We start from the raw sequence: 18977 nt of genomic DNA on the forward strand, positions 1-18977 counted from the left end.
AACGCTTGCTGCAAACTTACAATATCTTCTCAAATAACCCTTTACTTGCTCTGCAATAAGCACATACTCAGGGGGCTACGACATCACTTTCACAGTGTGAATACCAAGCGTAGCAACAGCCCTATCGTAGGCAAAAGCCCACGAAGGTTATACAGTTATGGCTAATGGTGAATATCATGAGTAAAGGTCAAAACAGTAAGAAAGATTCAAAGAAGAAACCGCTTTTAACGGCAAAAGAAAAGAAAGCAGCGAAGGTGTCTAAAAAATCGACCACCAACAGTATATTAGGAAACTAACCTCGCCTGCTAGCCACCATCATCTTATTGGTGGCACTAGATTCGAGCCATATAAGCCCTAACTTATCATTAGGGCTTTTTTATTTTTCATCACTACGGGCGCGATGATTTCTGAGGGCTACGACCATTTGCAGGACGTTTACCTTTAGGAGCAGGCTTACCATTTCCTTTTGGTGCGCCACTAGGTTTACCAGTCGGACGTTTACCAGCCCCATTTCCAGCGGGCTTCTTGCCATCACCAAAAGGACGACGATCTTTTCCTTTCGAACCAGCAGGCTTTCTAGAATCCTCCCTTGGGTGTTTAGTATTGCCTTTCGTCGCAGCCTTGGGCTTTGTTGGTGGTTTCGGCTTTGACGCACCAGCAGAACGAGTATTTTTACGCGGTGCATTGCGAGACTTCTTAGCGGGTGCACTGGCTTCCGAAGAAGAATCCTCAACAGACTTAAGCAGCACAGACAACTCCTTCTGCGTTAAATCTCGCCATTCACCAACAGGGATTCCTTTCAAACTTACATTCATAATCCGCGTACGTTCAAGCTTCACAACGTCATAGCCGAAATACTCACACATACGACGAATCTGACGATTCAAACCCTGTACTAACGTAATGTTAAAGACATTCGCTGTGACCTTCTTAACCGGACATTTCTTCGTCATCGTCCCCAGAATCGGCACACCGCCCGCCAAACCAGCAATAAAGTCATCGGTAATCGGCTTATTCACCGTCACCAAATACTCTTTCTCGTGGTTATTCCCGGCACGCAGCACTTTATTAACCAAATCACCGTTATTGGTCAAAAAGATCAACCCCTGAGAATCCTTGTCCAAACGACCAATTGGGAAAATACGCACCCCGTGGCTAACAAAATCAACAATATTATTCTTCTCGGAACTCTCCGTCGTACTCACAATACCAACCGGCTTATTAAGAACGATAAAAACAAAATCATCCGCGTCTTGCGGCTCGATGATTTGCCCATTCACTCGCACCGTATCGCCAGCAACCACCTGATCGCCCACCGAAGCACGCTTGCCATTGATGAACACATTACCTTGTTCAATAAAGCGGTCAGCGTCCCTTCGAGAGCAGATACCGCTTTCGCTGATGTATTTATTTAAACGAGTAGAGGAAGCGTTAAACATAAAGTGCCGTTTACCTAATAAAAAGCCTTTCTAAAAATGAAAAGCTTAAACTGAATGAATCGTAACAACGAGATGGCGCACATTATATAGGAAACGCCGTGAGCATTTTAGGGAGATACAAAGAAATCTAGAAATATATCCGCAATCAAAAACGGCGAATAAAGGATTATTGATGCGTCTCTAAATAGTATTTTTCCTGTTCAAGAATACGATCTGTATTAAGAGAAGCAATACTCACGTCATGCGAGTGCGGCAACATTCCGATGGTCTGCAAATGCAGATAACGCATCGCACAGACTCGCAGAAAAGACGTGAAATTATCCAAATTATGGCCCGCATCTAAGGCTTCATGATTCAGCTTGGCAATCATCTGCGACAAGGACAACTTATCGCGCTGAGCAATCTCTTCCAGCGTAAACCAAAAGAAACTTTCCAATCGAATACTGGTGACCATGCCATCAATACGCAAAGAACGAGTGACATTTTCCCACAGACTAGGATCTGAATTCACAAAGAGCTTACACATTGTATTTTCCCTATCGAATGACGTTTTTTATTATTGGAATGAAATAACTCAATGCAAACAGTCTAGCCGAAGATGCAGAAAAATAGTCGGACGAATTTAACTTTTACTGTCTCATGACAAAATCAAATCCGCCCTCATAGACTCACCGAGTCTCAGCTTTTTACTTGTCTAGCAAAACATAAAACTGCGCAAGCCAGGCAGGATGAGCAGGCCACGCCGGTGCTGTCACCAAATTGCCATCGGTCACCGCCTGATCAACGGGAATATCCATAAATTCCCCTTTCGCAAGCTCCACCTCGGGCTGACAAGCAGGATACGCAGAACACTTCCTGCCCTCCAAAACACCTGCAGCCGCCAACAACTGCGCACCATGACACACCGCCGCCACAGGCTTGTTGACATCAAAGAAATGCTTAACCATCGCAACGACAGCTTTATTCAAACGAAGATACTCAGGCGCTCGCCCACCGGGAATCACCAAAGCATCGTAATCTTCCGCCTTGATATCCGCAAACGTCGCATTCAACGCAAAACGATGCCCCGGCTTCTCCGTATAGGTTTGATCGCCTTCAAAATCATGAATCGCTGTCGCCACGGTATCGCCAGACTTCTTATCTGGACACACCGCATGCACCGTATGACCGACACTCATTAACGCCTGAAACGGCACCATAGTTTCATAGTCTTCCGTGAAATCACCCGTGATCATTAAGATTTTTTTATTAGACATGACACCTTCTCCTGTTTTGGTTAAAACGTCCTATGTTGTAACAGCTAGAGAAAGCAAAAAGGTATTAATGGGTTATTACATTGAACCCTTCCCCTTTTCGAAACCAAAAACAGTAGGTCTGATGAGACGAGGAACGAGGCGTGATCTGACGCTGAAAGCAAAGCTTTCATCTTGTAAGTCGCGCCTTTAGGCCGACACAAAACGAAACAGCGAGGAACATAGCGAATTCGCTGCTTTGTTTTGTTATAAATTTTTCTCACTTTCCTTGCTGTGCCAAACTCTCAAAAGATAAACAATACCACTGGTGATTAAATACCGGACGGTGTAATCACCAATATATAGATCTCGGATTTTTTCAGGATCTGGCGCTTTTATGACCGGCAAGCCAATTTCAGGGAATTGCTTTAGTTTGAAAATTCCTTCTTGAAGATCAATTGCGATTCTTCGTGCGGCGTAAGGATTCTGAACCTCAACAAACTCGACAACCCGTTGAAGATCTTTCACCGACTCTGGAGAATATTCAACCTCTATCATTTCGGTGGCTCTTTACGCTCACCAGTGCCCCAGCTATTTAGCCAGGCATTCACATCTGCTTCAGCAATGGATTTACCCGCTTTAATAGACTCTAGAGCCTCCAGAGTGTCTGCCCACCGAGACTCCTCTACAGACTGCCTTGCCAAAAACTCTTTAATCGCTTGATTTATAAGATAATTCTTACTTCTATCTAACTTGCTAGCTAAAAATTCAAGTGGCTTATCTATGTCATCCGCTAGCCGAATACTTGTAATACCCATTAAAACGATCTCCTGTACTAATTTGTAATACATTTTAGTACATGCGAACACTCAAGGCTAGAGTGATTTATAACGCCTAGCACAGGGGCGGAACGTAGTTTTGTCCCTTGCTGCTGATTGTTATTTGGCACTCGGAAATCTCAACATCTCACCAATTATATTTTCCAAATCCTGATGCTGAAATGATCGTGCGGATACTCGCGTTTAACATGAATACTCGATATTTCTACACCAAACAGAGCTTTCTTTAGATTGACGTTCACTTCATCACTTTCATATTCGGGAATCACAAGAATCATGTATTTTTCAATATTTTGATCCGATATGCCTTTCAAACGCACAACATCCTTTAGCAAAGATCCTCCTTTATGGTCCACGGAGTCTAGATGAGACTGCATGACGATAGTCTTGTCACTATTTATGAACTCAGATCAAAACAATGAATGACACTCTGATGAGCGGGTAACTTCGTCGCGTCTAACTGACTTCATAATGGAACCAAAAACCGTAGGTCTGATGAGAAGAGGAACGAGGCGTGATCTGACGCTGAAAGCGAAGTTTTTATATTAGCAAGCGTTAGGAATAACTCTAGACGCTTTGTTATGATCAGCCTTGAAACACGCACTGAACCTTCTTGACATTAAACCCGATACTTTCGTAAAACTTGTGCGCATCAAGCCTCTTTTCGTCACAACGAACTCTGAACTTACCTAAATTTTTAGCTTGAGCATATTGAACTAATGCTCGACCAACACCGTGACCGCGACTTTCAGGGGAAACAACTAAACCACCAATTTCAAAAAAGTTGTCAGATGCAAGGCGTCTAGCATAGAAAAGATGTAGCCAACCAATAATTTGACCTTGCCACTCCGCTACAAATACTTGGTCTTGAGTAGAATGGAGCAATTCTTGAAGTTTTGTGGTGGATTCAGTGGAGGATAACTGAGAATAGCCAAGGTGTTCTGAGACTTTATTGATACCGTTGGCATCCAATTCTGAAGCTGATCTGATGATGTATTCCATTTGAGGTTTCCTCCTAGATTATAACGCTAAGCTTTGTTGCTGCAAACACCACCAAAACCCAAATAACCACCGTAAACACCCTATCCAATTGAACCTAAACCGCCATAGATTTGCAGTCCGACTTAAGCGCCGTGTTATCTACGTTTCACCGCGACCACGGAGTATGTGTGCCAATGCTTCATTCTACCCAATGAAGTTTTAGCACCTTCATCATGTTCAAAGAAACTGACTATTTCAAAGTCAAAAAACAAACCCTTTACCTCTGATTCCGATAAAGGTGTTGTTGGACTACGGTAGTTGTCAGCCCAACTGTCTTTCAAACCCATAAAGTCACCAGCAAATACCCCACCGATCTGAATTGAAGATTTAATATTGCCCAAAGTCGTTTCAAATTGGTTGGGGTCAGCAAAGTACAGACTTGAATTTGCAACAACAACACCAGATTTAGGATAGTCGAAAGACTCAAACGAAGACTCTGAAATGTCCACTAATGACTTTGAACTAAACCTGTCTCTACAAATAGCAATCGAATCTGGATTAATATCGAAACCATAAACTCGAAAACCCTGTTGTTCTAAATACTGGATGTCACTGCCAGTGCCACAACCACAGTCAATGGCTACTTTGAGATTTGATTCATTGAGTCGAACTGCAAACTCAGTACGTTTTGAATGTGGGCGAGTTAGTGCCTTTTCGTAGTACTGACGCCAAATTTCAGCATTTTCATCCATAAGTATGTGATTTTCCGTGAAAGTACATGACGCCGCGCTCACCGGCGAGTAAGTTGGTGCTGTTTTTCTGCCTTTTCTCTTAGCAAAAACCGCGACAACTGTATCGAGTCTGCGTCCAGCAATCTGTTATGTTTTTTATTTAACGCACTAATTTCTTTGACATATTGTAGCCAGAAATCGTAAAGCCAATTTCTTGGTACAGAGCTAATGCTCGTTGATTTTGATAAGCAACTCTAAGCTTAATTTGATTAATATCAGCAGAAACCAAAAGTTTTTCAAGTTGGCTGATAGCTTGTTTTCCATAACCATTACCACGGTATTCGTCTGCAATATAGAAATCGTAAATGAACGTTGATGCATCACTCGATTTGATAGAATGCCACAGATAACCAATAACTTTTAAAGAATTAGCCGAATCTATTTCGATACACATTAAATCATGTTCGTTGGTCTCAAGACCATTTGGAAAATGTCTAATTAGATCTTGATGAGCTAAATCAGTGGCGATTTCAATCGAGTGACCATAATTTTGAGCGATTTCTTGGCTATAATCAGCGATAAAATAATCGCAATAAGCAGGATACTCTTCAACTCTCATTTTCCTTAGGTTAATCAATTAAATCTCCAGATTACGTTGAACAGTGATAGAAACATGACGCTTCAAGCAGAGGCACCAGCTTCGCTGGTGTCCTGCTGGCTTGATTTGTTATGTGTTTTGGTTAGACTCCTGCCAATACTCAAAGCTTCCTCGAATATTTTTAGCATTTTTTCAAAGGTATCTAGCGTAGCTCCAGAACTAAAAGCTCCGTCAGGCTTAATATCTTGAACAACTGCGTCGATTAATTGATGGAAAGTGATAATTTCAGACGCTTTGCCATTTATGATGACACCAATATTTTTGCAGTTATCTTGATACACCCTCGAATAGTGAGGAGGAACATCTACAATCAAAGTGCATAATACGCCTTCTGGCTGTGTTCTCAGGTAGGTTACTGTCTCTTCAATGGCCAAGAGGTAACCTCTATGATCAATAATTTCTACAAGAGCTTTTATTTCTGCTAGAAGACAATTTTCGATTTGCCTGGAAAAGTTCACATCACGACGTTTTTCCATGATCCAAGTTGGGAAAAATGAGGCTATTGCGCCAGCTACCGCACCACCCAGAGCGGCATAAACAGGAAGCCACTCGTTTGGCTTCGAAGCCGTTATTTCATTAATAATTTTTAAAGTTTCAGCTAAAGACTGTACATCTTGAGGCGACACGTTTAACTCCTTACATATAACGCCGCCATAATCCTCGCGAGCGTCAGGCGACCGTAGCGAGCGAATTTAATGGTCTTGTTATAGGTCTTATTATAGGGCGGGTTCACTTCATTGAGGAACTGGCACTGCAGATTCTAATTCTAAAATTTCTGAATACAATTTAATTAAGTGTTCGATAGTCAAATCTAATATCGGTTCATACATGAAAGAGTTAAGGTGAATATTAGAGCTAACAGTAATACTAACCTTCTCGAGGGTTCTGATAGCTTGACTATCAGGCAATTCTTTTGTATAGGATTTTATTAGAGCACCAAACTGATTCATTGATTCACACCAATAAGTATCATCAGATTTTACTTTTCGTATTTCTTCGATAAGAAAAACTTCAGCTCTCATTCTAATAGCTATTGACAAAACCACTTTATCTTCTAAATTAAGCCCCTCATGGTTAGCCCTATCTTTAATTTCATTTGCTTTAACAAACAATAACTCTTTGAAAGAGCTTGCATCGTTAGTCGGGTAATTTGTATTAAATAAGCGATTATAGATTTCATAATAATCACCGATAGTAATTTGGTCTGTATCTTCTTTCCAGTGCAATAGACTAGTAAGCTTTAAGTAATCAGGATCGGCCTCACCTTTAATATATTCAATTAGATTTCTTGTAAAAGGTACTGTCGCGCAAAGAATAAAATCACTATTATTTATGTTTCTTTTCCACTTTCCGATAAAGTAGTTTTTAATACCTTCAGCTTGAGAAAACGCTATACCATTTTCAGTTCTGCTAGCCATTAAACATCTTTCACGATGAACAAAGTTATTTGCCAAAGTTCTAAAGAAATCAAAATTATGAGTCAGAATTAACTGTGAAAAATGTTCGATTTTAGAAATATCTTCAAGGTATTGAACAATAGCATGCTTATTTTTGTAGTCGAAAGAATCTGCAACGTCGTCAATAATAAAAATGGTCTCTGCTGATTTTCTTTTTCTATCTTCGACTTCAAAGATAAAATTTAGAAGATAAAGTGCGCGTTTCTCCCCTTGACTTAAAGACTTTATTTCGCTTCTAGTACAGTCTATTTGATCATCACCATCTTTGAATGTGAACTTTAATTTTGCTTTATCTCTTCCTAAAGCAGCTTCAACTTGGTTGAATAATGATAAAGTAAATGGCATATCGACAAAGCGATTATTAAAAAGCTCTATAGCTTTAGACCAATTCGGAGCTTCTGTAGCAGCGTCCAATTCAATTTGACGTAACTCAGCCTGGTTGGCAGAAAAAGCCTCTAGGAATACGTCAGAATCTGGACTGTTTTGAACATAAAAAGCCCATAGACACCTCTTGAACTCTACTTGCTTCTCAGGCTTTGTATTTTGTAAAAGCAAATCAACTTCCGTTGCAGAAATATTTTCCAACAATGTAATTAGCGCTTGCGTTTGTGCGTTCTTAGCTAAGTTGCTTCTTAATTTTTTAAGCTCAGCATCACTGTCGATTGACTCATGTACAATCCTCATTTTTTCTTGGAGCTCTTCATAATCAATTGAAGAATTATCACCTTTTAGATGAACTTTATGCCCACCGGCAAAGTACCCTTGTTTATTTAAGGTATTAAATGAAGTATCAGCTTTTACAGGGTTAAAAATTCCGCGAGTATAAATTGTTCCTGCTTGATCAAAGAGTTCTTGATACCGTTGATTAAACTCATTGGACTTTGATAAAAACTCAGAACTCTCTAATATTGAAATAGCCTTAGGGTCAAATATCTCATTATAAATAAAGCTTTCTAGGTCTTCGCCAATGAAAACTCCTTTTGCTAACTCTATTGCCTTTGAGAAACTATCTGTTTGAAAGTCATTTTTCAGTATATTTTCGATATCATCTTTTTTTATTTTTGACTTTTTCTGTAGCGATGTTTCTAGCTTTGATTTCAACTTATTAATATCTGTGACTAATGAGTCATATCTAGCTTTACTTTCCTGATTAATAAGAATGTTCGTTACGGCTTCGTTGTCGGAGCTAATTTCTATTTCAGATTTAAGAACGTATATTTTTTCCTTTTGTATATCGATATTATCAACTTTAACAATACAAGTAGGCTGGCGATTAAAACGTTCTTCATTTGGCTGGTCATCTTTTGATAAAGCTTCAAAAGTTCTAGAGAACGATGTTTTCATTAGTCCATTTGGGGCATAAATTGAGTAAGCTTTAGCTTTTCCTCCGGCACTCGAAAAATCAAAAGTTTCATCTAATGAAGAAATACCATAACAGTTTTTGAGGTATACTTTTAGGCTATCCATAACACATCCTTTTAATTATTCACCAAGACCGAATTTATCACCCAGCCCTATAACACCTAAAGCACGGGCGGTAAAACCAGAGCAAAGCGGCGGTTTTGACGTCAAGTAATTTTACTTGTTAGCTATACGCTGCATACCCTGCGCAAATGCATACAATGAAGAAAGCAACTCTTGAAATTGATTGTTAATTTCTTCATGGTTTGGTTTCCACTGAAACTTACCATTTTTATCTGTGGTTTGACCTAAAACTAGATCATTAAGGCTTCCCATGCCTCCGCTACCCGAAAGTATAGTTTCAGCACAGCGCTGGTACTCACCATCATCAAATGCAGCCAAAGCCTTTTGAAAGAACTGTGACCAACGACTTTCATCTTCCTCAAGCAACACAATTGTCAGAATTAGATCTTTTCTAGTTTTATCGTACATAACTTCCTTCAGGCAGCTAACACCCGCGTAATGAGCTGGTTTGGAGCGCCAGCGGAAAACCAGTCCCAATTGACGCGTTTGTTAGCTTTTGCTCAATAATACTCTTCATAAGGGTTTTCATTTTCCAGTTTGGAAAAGCAATCTTTACACAGAGCCTTATAGCTTTCCCAGCCCTTCATATTACCAAAATCTACTTGCTCAAGGTCTTCCTCAAACTCAAGAGCCTGACAATGCTCACATTCAACAACTGGCTCAGAATGACCACATAAGTAACAAGTATCTGTACCATCGTGAATTACAAATGTATCTTTTTTACAAGCTGGACATTCCCATACCTCATCATCTGGAATTTCTTCAGCGACCATTCGTTCGGAAGCTCTGTTCTCTAACTCTTCGATATAGCTATCAAGATTTAGCAGCTCTGAATGGAGTTTAGGAGGAAGTAGAGAAACAATATCTGAATCCAAATGATCACGACAAAACGATGTATAAAAACCAACAAGACTCACAAAGTTAGACTTAATTTGCTCTATCGAAAGATCAAACTCAAAATGAACAATTTGATTTCTAAGCTCAGATGCAGTCCTAATGCACTTTACATCAGGTTGCTTTAAATTAACTTTCGATATTTTTTCAAGCCTTTCAATCGCCAGGCCCAGATCTACTGTATGCTTCGGCTTATCTATGTTCGAATAAACAAATATTTCATTGGTTCTTCTCAGGCGCTCTTTTAAGCTAGTTTCGATTGCTTGCACTAATAGCAGTATCGCAAATTTCCATTTGTCTTCGTCTGATTCGGCCTGAATTGCCTTATTCACAGACTCCAAGAAAAAGCTTATTGAATTTTCTAGAAGTGTCATTTTTAAATTAGGCACTTAATCTCCAAAGAAAGCTAACATCTTAATAGTCTGCATGCATGTTTAAACATATTTAAAACCTTCTTAATATCCTTGTAAGTCTCTGACTCTAAAGCCATGAATAGAGATGCTAGCAAAAGCCAAAACCGGAAAAACGAGCATGCGTGTTTTTTCATTTATCCACTGCACGTTATTTCCTAAAAAAGAGCACACGGTAGATCCTTATTCATTGATATTAGGAAACTTTTTTACTTTCTACCAGTACAAAACGCGCACAACGGGTTTATTTGAAATGGCTAAACGCGCAAAAATGCGTTTATTTCAAAAATAGACTGTATATACAGACATAAATTACATCTTCTTTATTAGCTCAGGATCCTTTGATTGTCGGCATAAAGGCTCGACCTACCTAAACAATGAAAGCTTCGCTTTCAGCGTCAGATCACGCCTCGTGCCTCGTCTCATCAGACCTACGTTCTTTGGTGGCTCACTATGAAGCCCAAAAAAATAACCCCATTCTAATCCCTTGAAGAAAGGGGAAGGAACTCAACTCCGCTTAGCTTTTTGCTGAACGAAAGAACTCAGTCTTTCTTAAGATACCGCCCTCGCGGTTCGTCACTCTCGTGTAATACCATTTCAGAATGCAAGAATTCAGCGGCGGCGGCGGAGTCTTTCACTTTTACGGCACTGCGCTCTAACATTTCGGCTTCATATGCGGTTAGCACGCTTTCACGTATGCCTTTCTCGCGCCAATGGGATAAAGACCAGCATCCCTTGGTAATTTCTCTTGCCAAGACCAGTGCGTCTAATAAGGCTTGGTTCGCGCCTTGGCCTTTAAACGGGCTCATTGGGTGGGCAGCATCGCCTATTAGGGTGGCTTTTCCGCTTGCGGCTAGGTCTGCCGATGTTAGTAAGGCGCGATCATAGACAGGATAACCAGACACCATGGAAGCTTTGGTAGCGGATAAGATCTGTGGAATGGGGTCGTGCCACTGGGTTCTTCGGCAAGCTTCTTCTTTAAGGGCTTGTGGCCCTTGGGCGTTTAGTTGCTTGGCCTCATCTTCTGACATGGGAAAGCTCAACTGCCACATCACAGAATCTGCGGCATAGGGCATAATGTAGATTCGTTCATTACCGTTGGCGGTTTGAAAAACGGTCGCGGAATCCAATAAGTCGCTTTTAATGCCATCAAGATCGCTTAATGAACAAATGCCTAGAATCACGATACAGCCAAGATAACGCAGTGGGCTGGCTTCATCGCCGATCAATTGCTTGCGTACAGCACTTCGAATGCCATCAGCGCCTACAACAAGGTCTGCTGTGCTGCGTTTAATTTCATTACCTACTTTAAAGGTTAGCTCAACCGCGCCATCGGATTCTGTAAATTCAACGAGCTGATGATTCCACTGCACTGCACTAGTTTCACCGAGTTGATCGAGTAGCGCTAAACGCAGTGATTGACGAGCGATATGGACATTGGTGCGCTTTACCGAACTTGGCTGTTCAGCCGATGCCATCCATTTTCTCATTCCCCATTCAGCAACCACTTTACCTTGTGTGGTGTGAACAAGATGACGAGTGGAAATAACACCTTCTTTTAAGGCAAAAATCCCCAAGCCTTCAATTGCCTTACTCGCCTGTTGCAGGGTTAGACCATAACCTTGGGAGCGCTCATTAAAGCTACTGTCACGTTCGTATAATGTGAAAGGAATGCCTCTGTGCAAACAGGCAACAGCCAAAGCAACACCACCAATGCCGCCACCAATGATGGCGACATTAGGGTAATTTTCTGTGTCTACAGGTGGGAACTCATCGGACGGTATGACACCTGCACCAGAGCAAGGCAGACAAGATTCAAGATGTCCTTTGGGACGAATAGGTTCTACGCCTTCACCATTGTTTTTAACGAAGGCATCCCATTCCTTCTGGTAAGTTAAACGCACTTTTTTTCGTAGTCTTCGGCTTTTTTTACCGCGCCCCTGACATTCTGGACATACCGTCCAACAACTCTTCTCGTTTGCCACTCTTATCACTTCTATTGGTAAGCTATAGTCGATGTTTTATTAAACTTTACTCGCCGATGTGCCAACCATTGGTAATCGGATAACGACGATCTCGTCCAAAGCCACGAGCAGTAATTCGAACGCCAGTAGGCGCTTGACGACGCTTGTACTCGTTTACGTCCACTAAGCGAAGTACGCGATGCACTGTGTCGCGATCAAATTGGTTAGTCGCTAAAATAGCGTCTGCACTTTGATCCTCTTCAATGTACATGCGCAAGATTTCATCGAGGATGTCATAGCTTGGCAAGGAATCTTCGTCTTTTTGATCTGGAGCCAGTTCCGCTGAAGGTGGACGGGTGATAACACGTTCAGGGATGACGTAGCCCAAAGTATTACGGTAGCGGCAAAGTTTGAATACCAAGGTTTTGAAGACATCTTTTAGTACGGAATAACCACCAACCATGTCGCCATAAAGAGTGGCATAGCCTACCGCCATTTCACTTTTGTTGCCTGTGGTTAAGACCATGTAGCCTTTCTTGTTAGAGATTGCCATTAAGGTCACGCCACGAGTACGCGCTTGCAGGTTTTCTTCCGTGGTGTCTTTACCGTAACCTTCAAACTCAGGTGCAAGCACTTCACTGAACGCAGACACCATGGATTCAATCGGTAAAACGCTGTATTTCACGCCTAACAAGTTGGCCTCTTCTTCGGCGTCGTGCAAGCTAATGGACGAGGTGTAAGTGTAAGGCATCATTACCGCCTGTACACGATCAGCACCAATGGCATCCACTGCCACCGCCAAAGACAAAGCAGAATCGATACCACCACTTAAGCCCAGCACAATACCTTTAAAGCGGTTCTTGGTGATGTAATCACGCAAGCCAAGCACCATGGCTTGATACACGCTGGCCTCCAAACCTAATGCTGGAGCAATGACACCTGCGACAGGTTCAACTTTGTTAGGCTGGCTTTCGTCGACGATCATATCGATGCTGTATAGACCCGCTTCAAACCAAGGCGCTTGCATGATTTTCTCGCCTTTGGCGTTAACCACAAATGAGCCGCCTTCGTATACCAACTCATCCTGTGCGCCCATGTAGTTCACATAAACAATCGGCAAGGAGACTTCTGTCGCGCGCTGATGAAGCAATGCTTCGCGTTCGCCCATTTTTTCGATGTGATAAGGCGAAGCGTTCAAGTTAAGGATAAGTTCTGCACCCGCGGCTTTAGCTTGGGCAATCGGCTCTGGGTGCCAAATATCTTCGCAAATACTTAAACCGACTTTTACGCCCTTGATGTCCACCAGGCCTGCTTCTTGGCCTTCGCTAAAGTAACGCTTATCATCAAACACGAGGAAGTTAGGCAGTTTCTGCTTGGCGTATTCCACCAACAAGTCGCCTTGATAAATCACCCCAGCGCAGTTAAATAGCTCTCCATCGATTCGACGCGGATAACCAACCACCACATAAATATCGCGAATCTCGGCTAATAATTTTGCCAAGGCAGATTCAATTCGCTGGTCCAAGCTAGAACGTAACAATAAGTCTTCTGGTGGGTAGCCAGTTAACGTCAACTCAGGGAAAACAACGACGTCTGCGCCTTCTTCATCACGGGCTTTTTTCGCCGCTTCGATGACGGATTGAGTGTTTTTTGTAATGTCGCCGACCAGCATATCCAGCTGGGCCATTGCAATTCGTAATGTCATACAGTTGCTATCTCGTGAACTCTGTTAGAATATGCCCGTTATTGTCTGGAATAACCTAAGCTAGGTAAAGTATATGATCGTACGTTTGATCGTTTTTGTTGCTATTTTCTTTATTGGTTGGTGGTTATACCGCCAATTTATCATTTTTAAGCAGGGCCAATCGCAGCAGGGAAGTAAAAATAAAGGCCAAAGTAAAAAAGAAGCGTCTCAAGAAAGTATGGTTCGTTGTGCAGAATGCCAAACTTTTACGCCGCGCTCTCATGCCATTCATGACCAAGAAGCACGTGCATTTTGCAGTGCCGAGCATTTAAAAGCCTTTAATCAGAAGCACTGACCCAACCGCTTGAAATGCGCTGACTTTCACGCCACCACCAGCAGCGATATTGTTGCTGGTTTTGTGTGGCACACAGTCGATAGTAAACCTGACTATTCTCAGATTCCTCCGGTAAAGACTCGTAGCTTTCCCACCGATAATGCAGTAGTCGCCCTTCTTTATTAAACCAAGAGCCCTCCAAGTTAGGATCATTTAACTCACAAAAGCCAAGGCATTCACTTGCCTTAGCCGTAGTAAAACTTGGAGACACTATCCAAGCCTGTTGAAAATCTTGCCAAATTTGCTGTTCCATTTCGATTTCATTCAACTGACCGCGCCACTGATAGGAAGCCAACACTCTGTCTTGGTAATGCATAGACACACTCGCTACGATGAACAGTAGCGCAATAATTGGCAGCGATACCCAGCCGCGCTGGGCTTTTAACAAAGAAAAATCCATTTTCTAGGTTTCCTTAATGTTTCTTTCGGGCTGTGCTTTTCCTTATCCAAGCACTTCAGATACGCGTTTAACGTCAGTGCATTTAAAGAACAATAATTTGATTGCCTACCCCCTGACAAGGCGACAAATAACGCCAGACCTCATCTCTCATAGAATGATATTCCTGCTGAAACGCTGTCTTGCCTGACATTTTGCAATCACTTAATTGGTACTGATATTCCACCCACAAGCCCTTTATGCTTGTTAGCGAAAATTCCCCATGGCGCGTTTCTAATGTATCCACTAAACCGTTGCCGCTGCTATCCAATAATGGATAGACAGCAATACGTTCAATCCCATTCCACAGCTCTAAAGAATTACCGCTCTCTTCTGGTGTTCGCCAGAGTGCGTTTACGCCTTCTTTGCCTGTTGAGACATACCAATAGAAAGCGTCTTGGCTTTCGATAATGCCAGACTGCCCTAGGGCAACGTCTACACCAAAATCGATGACGCTTTTTCTCGTCGTTACATTTAAAACCTGACCATCATAGTAGGACTCGCAAGACGAAAATGACGCCTTATCCCCCGCTTTCCAATGGCAATCCATGGTCGTTTCTATTGGGTTGTCATCAAGCATTATCGAGCGCCGACACAAACCATAATCCACGCCCTTTAACCAATCGGAGCCTTTACTCACTTCACGTGCTGCCAAACGCGCAGGAGGCACATCGCCCGATTCAATCGTTAAAAATAAGCGCTCATCTATACGGCAACTCGCTGGCAAAAGGCGCGCCCATTGCGCTTTGATGTGAGAACGAATGGCGTTTTTGATGATGTGTTGATCTTGATAAGTTTGCGCCAATAATTGGCGTTCTTGCATACGCGCGAGAGCGGTGACTAAAAAGGGTAAAAACAAGGCAATTAAGGCACAAACCACCAGCAACTCGACAAATAAACTGCCCTTCAAATATTGTCTCAGATTCATTGTTCAGCCTCCTTTTTTGACGTCATAACCGCCGATTTAGGCAAAGGGTGTAATGAAGCCTGAAACCAGCGTGTTAAATCATCGCCTGAGCATCGCTGGCAATCTGGGTATATTTGTACGTGAGTATCTTGGGAACGATCCAGCCAACTTACAGAGCCGGTTAGCTGCACCATAGACGCTTGTTTTTGCTGGTTTTCCGTGTGTTTGCGCTGCTCATTGGCTTGCTGAGTGAATTGCCATTGAGCAGAGCTTTGCCGTTGTGCCACATACAGAACAGCAGAAAACAGCGCCAAGCAAAGAACCACCTCAAGCATGATCCAGCCTCTTTGCCTTTGTCTTGGATGTGTTTCATAAATTCCACTAGGCAAATTCATCCGCACTGCCCTCCAACCATTGGTTGTGGATCGGACAGATAAAATCGCCCACTTTGGTTTAATACCAAGTCCGCTTGCCATGTTCCTAAACAAAATGAAAACGTCCCATTCTGATAACCAGACAAGCCATTAGGCAGAAACTCTATTTGCTGTTTTTTAATCGGAAATCCATGCCACAACACAGTGACGGAAGGGTCAAAGGCGATTTGCCTAAACGCATTTTTAGCACCAGTGCGAGATTCCAACTGATAAAGCATGAATCCCAGAGACCAATCCCCCACACATCGGATACCACCACAAACAAAACTGGTTTGACCGCTTAAAACCGCCAATTGGCGAGCTTGAGTCAGTGCGTCTGCTAGACGCTTCATTTCTGTTTTTAGGGTGTTTTGATCTTGAGCTTGTTGGCTAACATGAAGAAAATGCAGTGACCCCATATGGGCCAAGATACTTAAAATTGCCAGAACGCAGAGCAATTCCAGTAGGGAAAAACCGTGTTGACGGCTCATTGAAAACCTCCTTGTTTTCAAATTTTGGCATGCGATAAGAGTAACTCACGAAAAGGCGTCCTGCCCTGTCAATCACTCTGATTTAACCTTTATTAATGATCCTTATCAGCAAACCATTTATTGATATGATTCGCTAGTTGCCTTGGCTTTTGGAAAGGCAATGAATGGTCACAAGCGCTCATGGTTTTATGTTGCCAATCAGCATTACGCTCACTTAGTAGATCGTAATGTTGACGCAAGGCTTCATGGCTTAATTCCCCTGAAAACAAGAATACTTGCTCTGAAGAATCTATCATGGCCTGACGAATATGCGGCTGATTCGCCATCATTTCCACATGATCTGTCACCGCATCCAGCGCATAGGCAAAACCAAATGGTCGATGGGCAAGACGCGACTGTGTTGTGGCTTCCGCCACTGGGTGTTTGCGTCTATTAGGCGATACGCCATCCATAAAGCTCGCCACGCCCAGTTCCACATCTCCTGTATCTCGGATCAACTTTGACGCATGACGATACTTTTGGCGCACGTCCATCAAGGTCGCTAAGTCTTCTCGGTCCAAAGAAGCGGGTTCAAATAACGCCATTTTGGCTTTCTTTTTGCCTTGCTTGCTGCGCTGATGGTTCAAATTCAATGCAACCAAACCACCGAGAGAATAAGCAACCACATCAAAATCGTCCCATTTTACATGGGCTAATAAGGCTTCAACCTCGTCGGTCAATTCATCTATCGACACAGAGGCTTCTTCACCATGATGGTGATAGGAATCTCCCATGCCTTTCAGATCTGGAACCAACATCCAACGCCATTGAGTAAAATACGGCATCATGGGCGCGAAGGTAATTTCACCGGCGACACCAGCACCATGTAATAATAAGCAAACGCGGTCGCTTTCTGCTTGGGGATTCTCGTAAAGGCGGTACGCAATGCGCGCATTGGGTAAAGAAAGAAAAAAAATGTCAGACACTTGTAATTAACCTGTGAGGAGCCTTATTAAAAGAATACAATGCTGTGATCAGCAAAACGAATACATTGAGACCTTGCGCCTTATTTTGCGAGCGAAATCAAGACGAGTCTAGTTTAAACAAAGTTTTGATAAGCATAGATCTCATATTACTAGGTATTAAAATAAATGTCAGAAATCAAACAAGTAAATCTACCTTATCAGACGTCATTATTGTCTTTCTTTTCTGCAGTACGGGACTTACCTTACCCAGCCTTACTCGACAGCAATCACGAACATTTTCCTGACACAAATTACGATATTTTAGTCGCCAAGCCAATCGCTCGTGTTCACCCTACAGAACATAGCCAAGCCATTACTTGGTATGAGAAGCCACTTTACGAACTCAGTCATACAGACAACCCAATGACGCTGCTGAATGAGTTAATGAGTTTAATTTGCCAAGAAACTTGGGCGCAGTCTGCCCCAAAAGACCTGCCCTTCATTGGTGGTTTATTGGGTTTTTATGGCTATGAAAGCGGCCACTTTGTAGAGCAACTACCTGATACAGTAAAACACGACATACAACTGGATACGTTAAGTGTTGGGCTTTATGGCTGGGCGGTGGTGACCAATCATCAAGAAAAAACCACTCAACTCATTACCTCGCCTTGGTGCCATGCTGAAGATGTCGCCGATTTGATTAACCGTTTTACCAGCGCCTGTGATGATGTCTTGGTCAAGCATGACCTAAACGAAGCACGACCTTTTGTCCTACAAGCGCCTTTTACCTCTAACATGAGCGACGCGGAATACGCACAAAAATTCGCAACGGTTCAAGACTATATTCAGTCTGGAGATTGTTACCAGGTCAACTTGGCACAGCGTTTTTCCACTCAATACCAAGGCGACACCTTTACGGCGTATCATGCATTAAGAGACGTTTGTCCAACGCCATTTTCTGCTTATATGGAGTTTTCTCCAGAGCAAAGTATCTTGAGTCATTCGCCAGAACGGTTTCTATTATGTGATCAAGGCCGAGTGGAATCCAAACCAATCAAAGGCACAATCGCTCGTGGCAAAACGCCAGAAGAAGACAAAGCGAATGCAGACAAATTACTCGCTTCCGAAAAAGATCGCGCTGAAAACTTAATGATTGTCGACTTGCTGCGTAATGATCTAGGCCGCACTTGTTTAACAGGCAGCATCAAAGTGCCCAAGCTTTTTGAGTTGGAAAGTTACGCTAATGTGCATCATTTGGTGTCAACGGTAGAAGGCAAAATCGATCAAGCGGACCAAGCCATTCGAGTTTTCCATCAAAGTTTCCCTGGCGGCTCTATCACAGGCGCTCCGAAAATTCGCTCGATGGAAATTATCGATGAGCTAGAACCTCACGAACGTTCCGCTTACTGTGGCTCTATTGCCTATTTCAGTGCCAACGGTCAAATGGATTCGAGCATCACTATCCGCACTCTGGTGGCTGATCATGGCAACTTACATTGCTGGGCAGGCGGTGGATTGGTAGCCGACTCAAAATGCCAAGAAGAATACCAAGAAACCTTTACCAAAGTAGGCAAATTGACCCATACTCTAGAACAAGACTTTTTGAAATAGGCCGTAC

The 18977-nt window shown here is 42.6% G+C and carries 22 protein-coding genes; 2 read left to right on the forward strand and 20 right to left on the reverse strand.

Annotated features, from left to right (window positions below; all coding sequences use genetic code 11):
* Positions 1-389 precede the first annotated feature (389 nt).
* The 15 genes from rluF to DFP75_RS05875 all read right to left on the reverse strand — a co-directional run bounded on the left by rluF (position 390) and on the right by DFP75_RS05875 (position 13795).
* A complete protein-coding gene (gene rluF / locus DFP75_RS05800) occupies positions 390-1439 on the reverse strand; it encodes a 23S rRNA pseudouridine(2604) synthase RluF (RefSeq protein WP_110573208.1) in 1050 nt (349 codons plus the stop codon).
* 166 nt (positions 1440-1605) lie between these two features.
* Entirely contained in the window at positions 1606-1965 is a 360-nt protein-coding gene (locus tag DFP75_RS05805) for a ribbon-helix-helix domain-containing protein (RefSeq protein WP_110573210.1), read from the reverse strand.
* Positions 1966-2125: 160 nt separating this feature from the next.
* A complete protein-coding gene (locus tag DFP75_RS05810; RefSeq protein ID WP_110573212.1) occupies positions 2126-2695 on the reverse strand; it encodes a DJ-1/PfpI family protein in 570 nt (189 codons plus the stop codon).
* Between the two features lie 243 nt (positions 2696-2938).
* Positions 2939-3229 carry a type II toxin-antitoxin system RelE/ParE family toxin gene (locus DFP75_RS05815; protein WP_110573214.1) on the reverse strand — a complete coding sequence of 97 codons (291 nt, stop codon included), beginning with the start codon at positions 3227-3229 and terminating at the stop codon, positions 2939-2941.
* Positions 3226-3489, reverse strand: coding sequence for a CopG family ribbon-helix-helix protein (locus tag DFP75_RS05820; protein WP_025265718.1), 264 nt, complete (start codon positions 3487-3489; stop codon positions 3226-3228). Before DFP75_RS05820 ends, DFP75_RS05815 begins: the two co-directional genes overlap by 4 nt.
* Before the next feature lie 155 nt (positions 3490-3644).
* Positions 3645-3845 (reverse strand): hypothetical protein, encoded by a 201-nt coding sequence (locus tag DFP75_RS05825; RefSeq protein ID WP_110573216.1) that lies wholly within the window; start codon positions 3843-3845, stop codon positions 3645-3647.
* Positions 3846-4095: 250 nt separating this feature from the next.
* Positions 4096-4512, reverse strand: coding sequence for a GNAT family N-acetyltransferase (locus DFP75_RS05830; RefSeq protein ID WP_110573218.1), 417 nt, complete (start codon positions 4510-4512; stop codon positions 4096-4098).
* A 134-nt stretch (positions 4513-4646) separates the two neighbouring features.
* A complete protein-coding gene (locus DFP75_RS05835) occupies positions 4647-5243 on the reverse strand; it encodes a class I SAM-dependent methyltransferase (protein ID WP_110573220.1) in 597 nt (198 codons plus the stop codon).
* 139 nt (positions 5244-5382) lie between these two features.
* A complete protein-coding gene (locus tag DFP75_RS05840; RefSeq protein ID WP_245926992.1) occupies positions 5383-5841 on the reverse strand; it encodes a GNAT family N-acetyltransferase in 459 nt (152 codons plus the stop codon).
* 62 nt (positions 5842-5903) lie between these two features.
* Positions 5904-6506: a hypothetical protein gene (locus tag DFP75_RS05845; RefSeq protein WP_217494965.1), complete on the reverse strand. Its 603-nt coding sequence runs from the start codon at positions 6504-6506 to the stop codon at positions 5904-5906.
* Between the two features lie 108 nt (positions 6507-6614).
* Entirely contained in the window at positions 6615-8804 is a 2190-nt protein-coding gene (locus DFP75_RS05850; RefSeq protein WP_110573223.1) for an ATP-binding protein, read from the reverse strand.
* 111 nt (positions 8805-8915) lie between these two features.
* On the reverse strand, positions 8916-9230 hold the full coding sequence (locus tag DFP75_RS05855) for a DUF6966 domain-containing protein (protein ID WP_110573225.1): 315 nt from the start codon (positions 9228-9230) through the stop codon (positions 8916-8918).
* A 92-nt stretch (positions 9231-9322) separates the two neighbouring features.
* Entirely contained in the window at positions 9323-10105 is a 783-nt protein-coding gene (locus DFP75_RS05860) for a hypothetical protein (RefSeq protein WP_110573227.1), read from the reverse strand.
* Between the two features lie 563 nt (positions 10106-10668).
* Positions 10669-12030 (reverse strand): FAD-dependent oxidoreductase, encoded by a 1362-nt coding sequence (locus DFP75_RS05870; RefSeq protein ID WP_245926993.1) that lies wholly within the window; start codon positions 12028-12030, stop codon positions 10669-10671.
* A 127-nt stretch (positions 12031-12157) separates the two neighbouring features.
* Positions 12158-13795: an NAD+ synthase gene (locus DFP75_RS05875; RefSeq protein ID WP_110573233.1), complete on the reverse strand. Its 1638-nt coding sequence runs from the start codon at positions 13793-13795 to the stop codon at positions 12158-12160.
* Between the two features lie 73 nt (positions 13796-13868).
* Between DFP75_RS05875 and DFP75_RS05880 the strand changes: the two genes are divergently transcribed.
* Entirely contained in the window at positions 13869-14129 is a 261-nt protein-coding gene (locus DFP75_RS05880; protein WP_110573235.1) for a PP0621 family protein, read from the forward strand.
* Here DFP75_RS05880 and DFP75_RS05885 read toward each other — a convergent pair.
* From DFP75_RS05885 to DFP75_RS05905, 5 genes are all read right to left on the reverse strand, one after another.
* Positions 14113-14568, reverse strand: a complete 456-nt coding sequence (locus DFP75_RS05885; RefSeq protein ID WP_110573237.1) for a hypothetical protein — start codon at positions 14566-14568, stop codon at positions 14113-14115. The two genes, DFP75_RS05880 and DFP75_RS05885, sit on opposite strands and share 17 nt — an antisense overlap.
* 82 nt (positions 14569-14650) lie before the next feature.
* Complete coding sequence (locus tag DFP75_RS05890; RefSeq protein ID WP_110573239.1) at positions 14651-15532, reverse strand: type II secretion system protein; 882 nt, start codon at positions 15530-15532, stop codon at positions 14651-14653.
* The gene (locus DFP75_RS05895) at positions 15529-15906 is read right to left on the reverse strand and encodes a type II secretion system protein (RefSeq protein ID WP_110573241.1); all 378 of its coding nucleotides are present in this window, start codon (positions 15904-15906) and stop codon (positions 15529-15531) included. Before DFP75_RS05895 ends, DFP75_RS05890 begins: the two co-directional genes overlap by 4 nt.
* The gene (locus tag DFP75_RS05900) at positions 15903-16415 is read right to left on the reverse strand and encodes a GspH/FimT family pseudopilin (protein WP_110573243.1); all 513 of its coding nucleotides are present in this window, start codon (positions 16413-16415) and stop codon (positions 15903-15905) included. Before DFP75_RS05900 ends, DFP75_RS05895 begins: the two co-directional genes overlap by 4 nt.
* Before the next feature lie 92 nt (positions 16416-16507).
* Positions 16508-17380: an alpha/beta fold hydrolase gene (locus DFP75_RS05905; RefSeq protein ID WP_110573245.1), complete on the reverse strand. Its 873-nt coding sequence runs from the start codon at positions 17378-17380 to the stop codon at positions 16508-16510.
* 165 nt (positions 17381-17545) lie between these two features.
* Here DFP75_RS05905 and pabB point away from each other — a divergent pair, with 165 nt between their 5' ends.
* Positions 17546-18970, forward strand: a complete 1425-nt coding sequence (gene pabB / locus DFP75_RS05910) for an aminodeoxychorismate synthase component I (RefSeq protein WP_110573247.1) — start codon at positions 17546-17548, stop codon at positions 18968-18970.
* The last annotated feature ends 7 nt before the right edge of the window (positions 18971-18977 follow it).

It is taken from the genome of Marinomonas alcarazii, assembly GCF_003208215.1.
Taxonomy (GTDB): Bacteria; Pseudomonadota; Gammaproteobacteria; order Pseudomonadales; family Marinomonadaceae; genus Marinomonas; species Marinomonas alcarazii.

What these genes read in the sequence shown, in the direction of transcription:
- DFP75_RS05890 (WP_110573239.1), bottom strand. Translation starts at nt 15,532, where the DNA reads ATGAATCTGAGACAATATTTGAAGGGCAGTTTATTTGTCGAGTTGCTG.
- DFP75_RS05900 (WP_110573243.1), bottom strand. Translation starts at nt 16,415, where the DNA reads ATGAGCCGTCAACACGGTTTTTCCCTACTGGAATTGCTCTGCGTTCTG.
- DFP75_RS05885 (WP_110573237.1), bottom strand. Translation starts at nt 14,568, where the DNA reads ATGGATTTTTCTTTGTTAAAAGCCCAGCGCGGCTGGGTATCGCTGCCA.
- DFP75_RS05840 (WP_245926992.1), bottom strand. Translation starts at nt 5,841, where the DNA reads ATGAGAGTTGAAGAGTATCCTGCTTATTGCGATTATTTTATCGCTGAT.
- pabB (WP_110573247.1), top strand. Translation starts at nt 17,546, where the DNA reads ATGTCAGAAATCAAACAAGTAAATCTACCTTATCAGACGTCATTATTG.
- DFP75_RS05880 (WP_110573235.1), top strand. Translation starts at nt 13,869, where the DNA reads ATGATCGTACGTTTGATCGTTTTTGTTGCTATTTTCTTTATTGGTTGG.
- DFP75_RS05855 (WP_110573225.1), bottom strand. Translation starts at nt 9,230, where the DNA reads ATGTACGATAAAACTAGAAAAGATCTAATTCTGACAATTGTGTTGCTT.
- DFP75_RS05810 (WP_110573212.1), bottom strand. Translation starts at nt 2,695, where the DNA reads ATGTCTAATAAAAAAATCTTAATGATCACGGGTGATTTCACGGAAGAC.
- DFP75_RS05820 (WP_025265718.1), bottom strand. Translation starts at nt 3,489, where the DNA reads ATGGGTATTACAAGTATTCGGCTAGCGGATGACATAGATAAGCCACTT.
- DFP75_RS05895 (WP_110573241.1), bottom strand. Translation starts at nt 15,906, where the DNA reads ATGAATTTGCCTAGTGGAATTTATGAAACACATCCAAGACAAAGGCAA.
- DFP75_RS05815 (WP_110573214.1), bottom strand. Translation starts at nt 3,229, where the DNA reads ATGATAGAGGTTGAATATTCTCCAGAGTCGGTGAAAGATCTTCAACGG.
- DFP75_RS05875 (WP_110573233.1), bottom strand. Translation starts at nt 13,795, where the DNA reads ATGACATTACGAATTGCAATGGCCCAGCTGGATATGCTGGTCGGCGAC.
- DFP75_RS05805 (WP_110573210.1), bottom strand. Translation starts at nt 1,965, where the DNA reads ATGTGTAAGCTCTTTGTGAATTCAGATCCTAGTCTGTGGGAAAATGTC.
- DFP75_RS05830 (WP_110573218.1), bottom strand. Translation starts at nt 4,512, where the DNA reads ATGGAATACATCATCAGATCAGCTTCAGAATTGGATGCCAACGGTATC.
- DFP75_RS05850 (WP_110573223.1), bottom strand. Translation starts at nt 8,804, where the DNA reads ATGGATAGCCTAAAAGTATACCTCAAAAACTGTTATGGTATTTCTTCA.
- rluF (WP_110573208.1), bottom strand. Translation starts at nt 1,439, where the DNA reads ATGTTTAACGCTTCCTCTACTCGTTTAAATAAATACATCAGCGAAAGC.
- DFP75_RS05835 (WP_110573220.1), bottom strand. Translation starts at nt 5,243, where the DNA reads ATGGATGAAAATGCTGAAATTTGGCGTCAGTACTACGAAAAGGCACTA.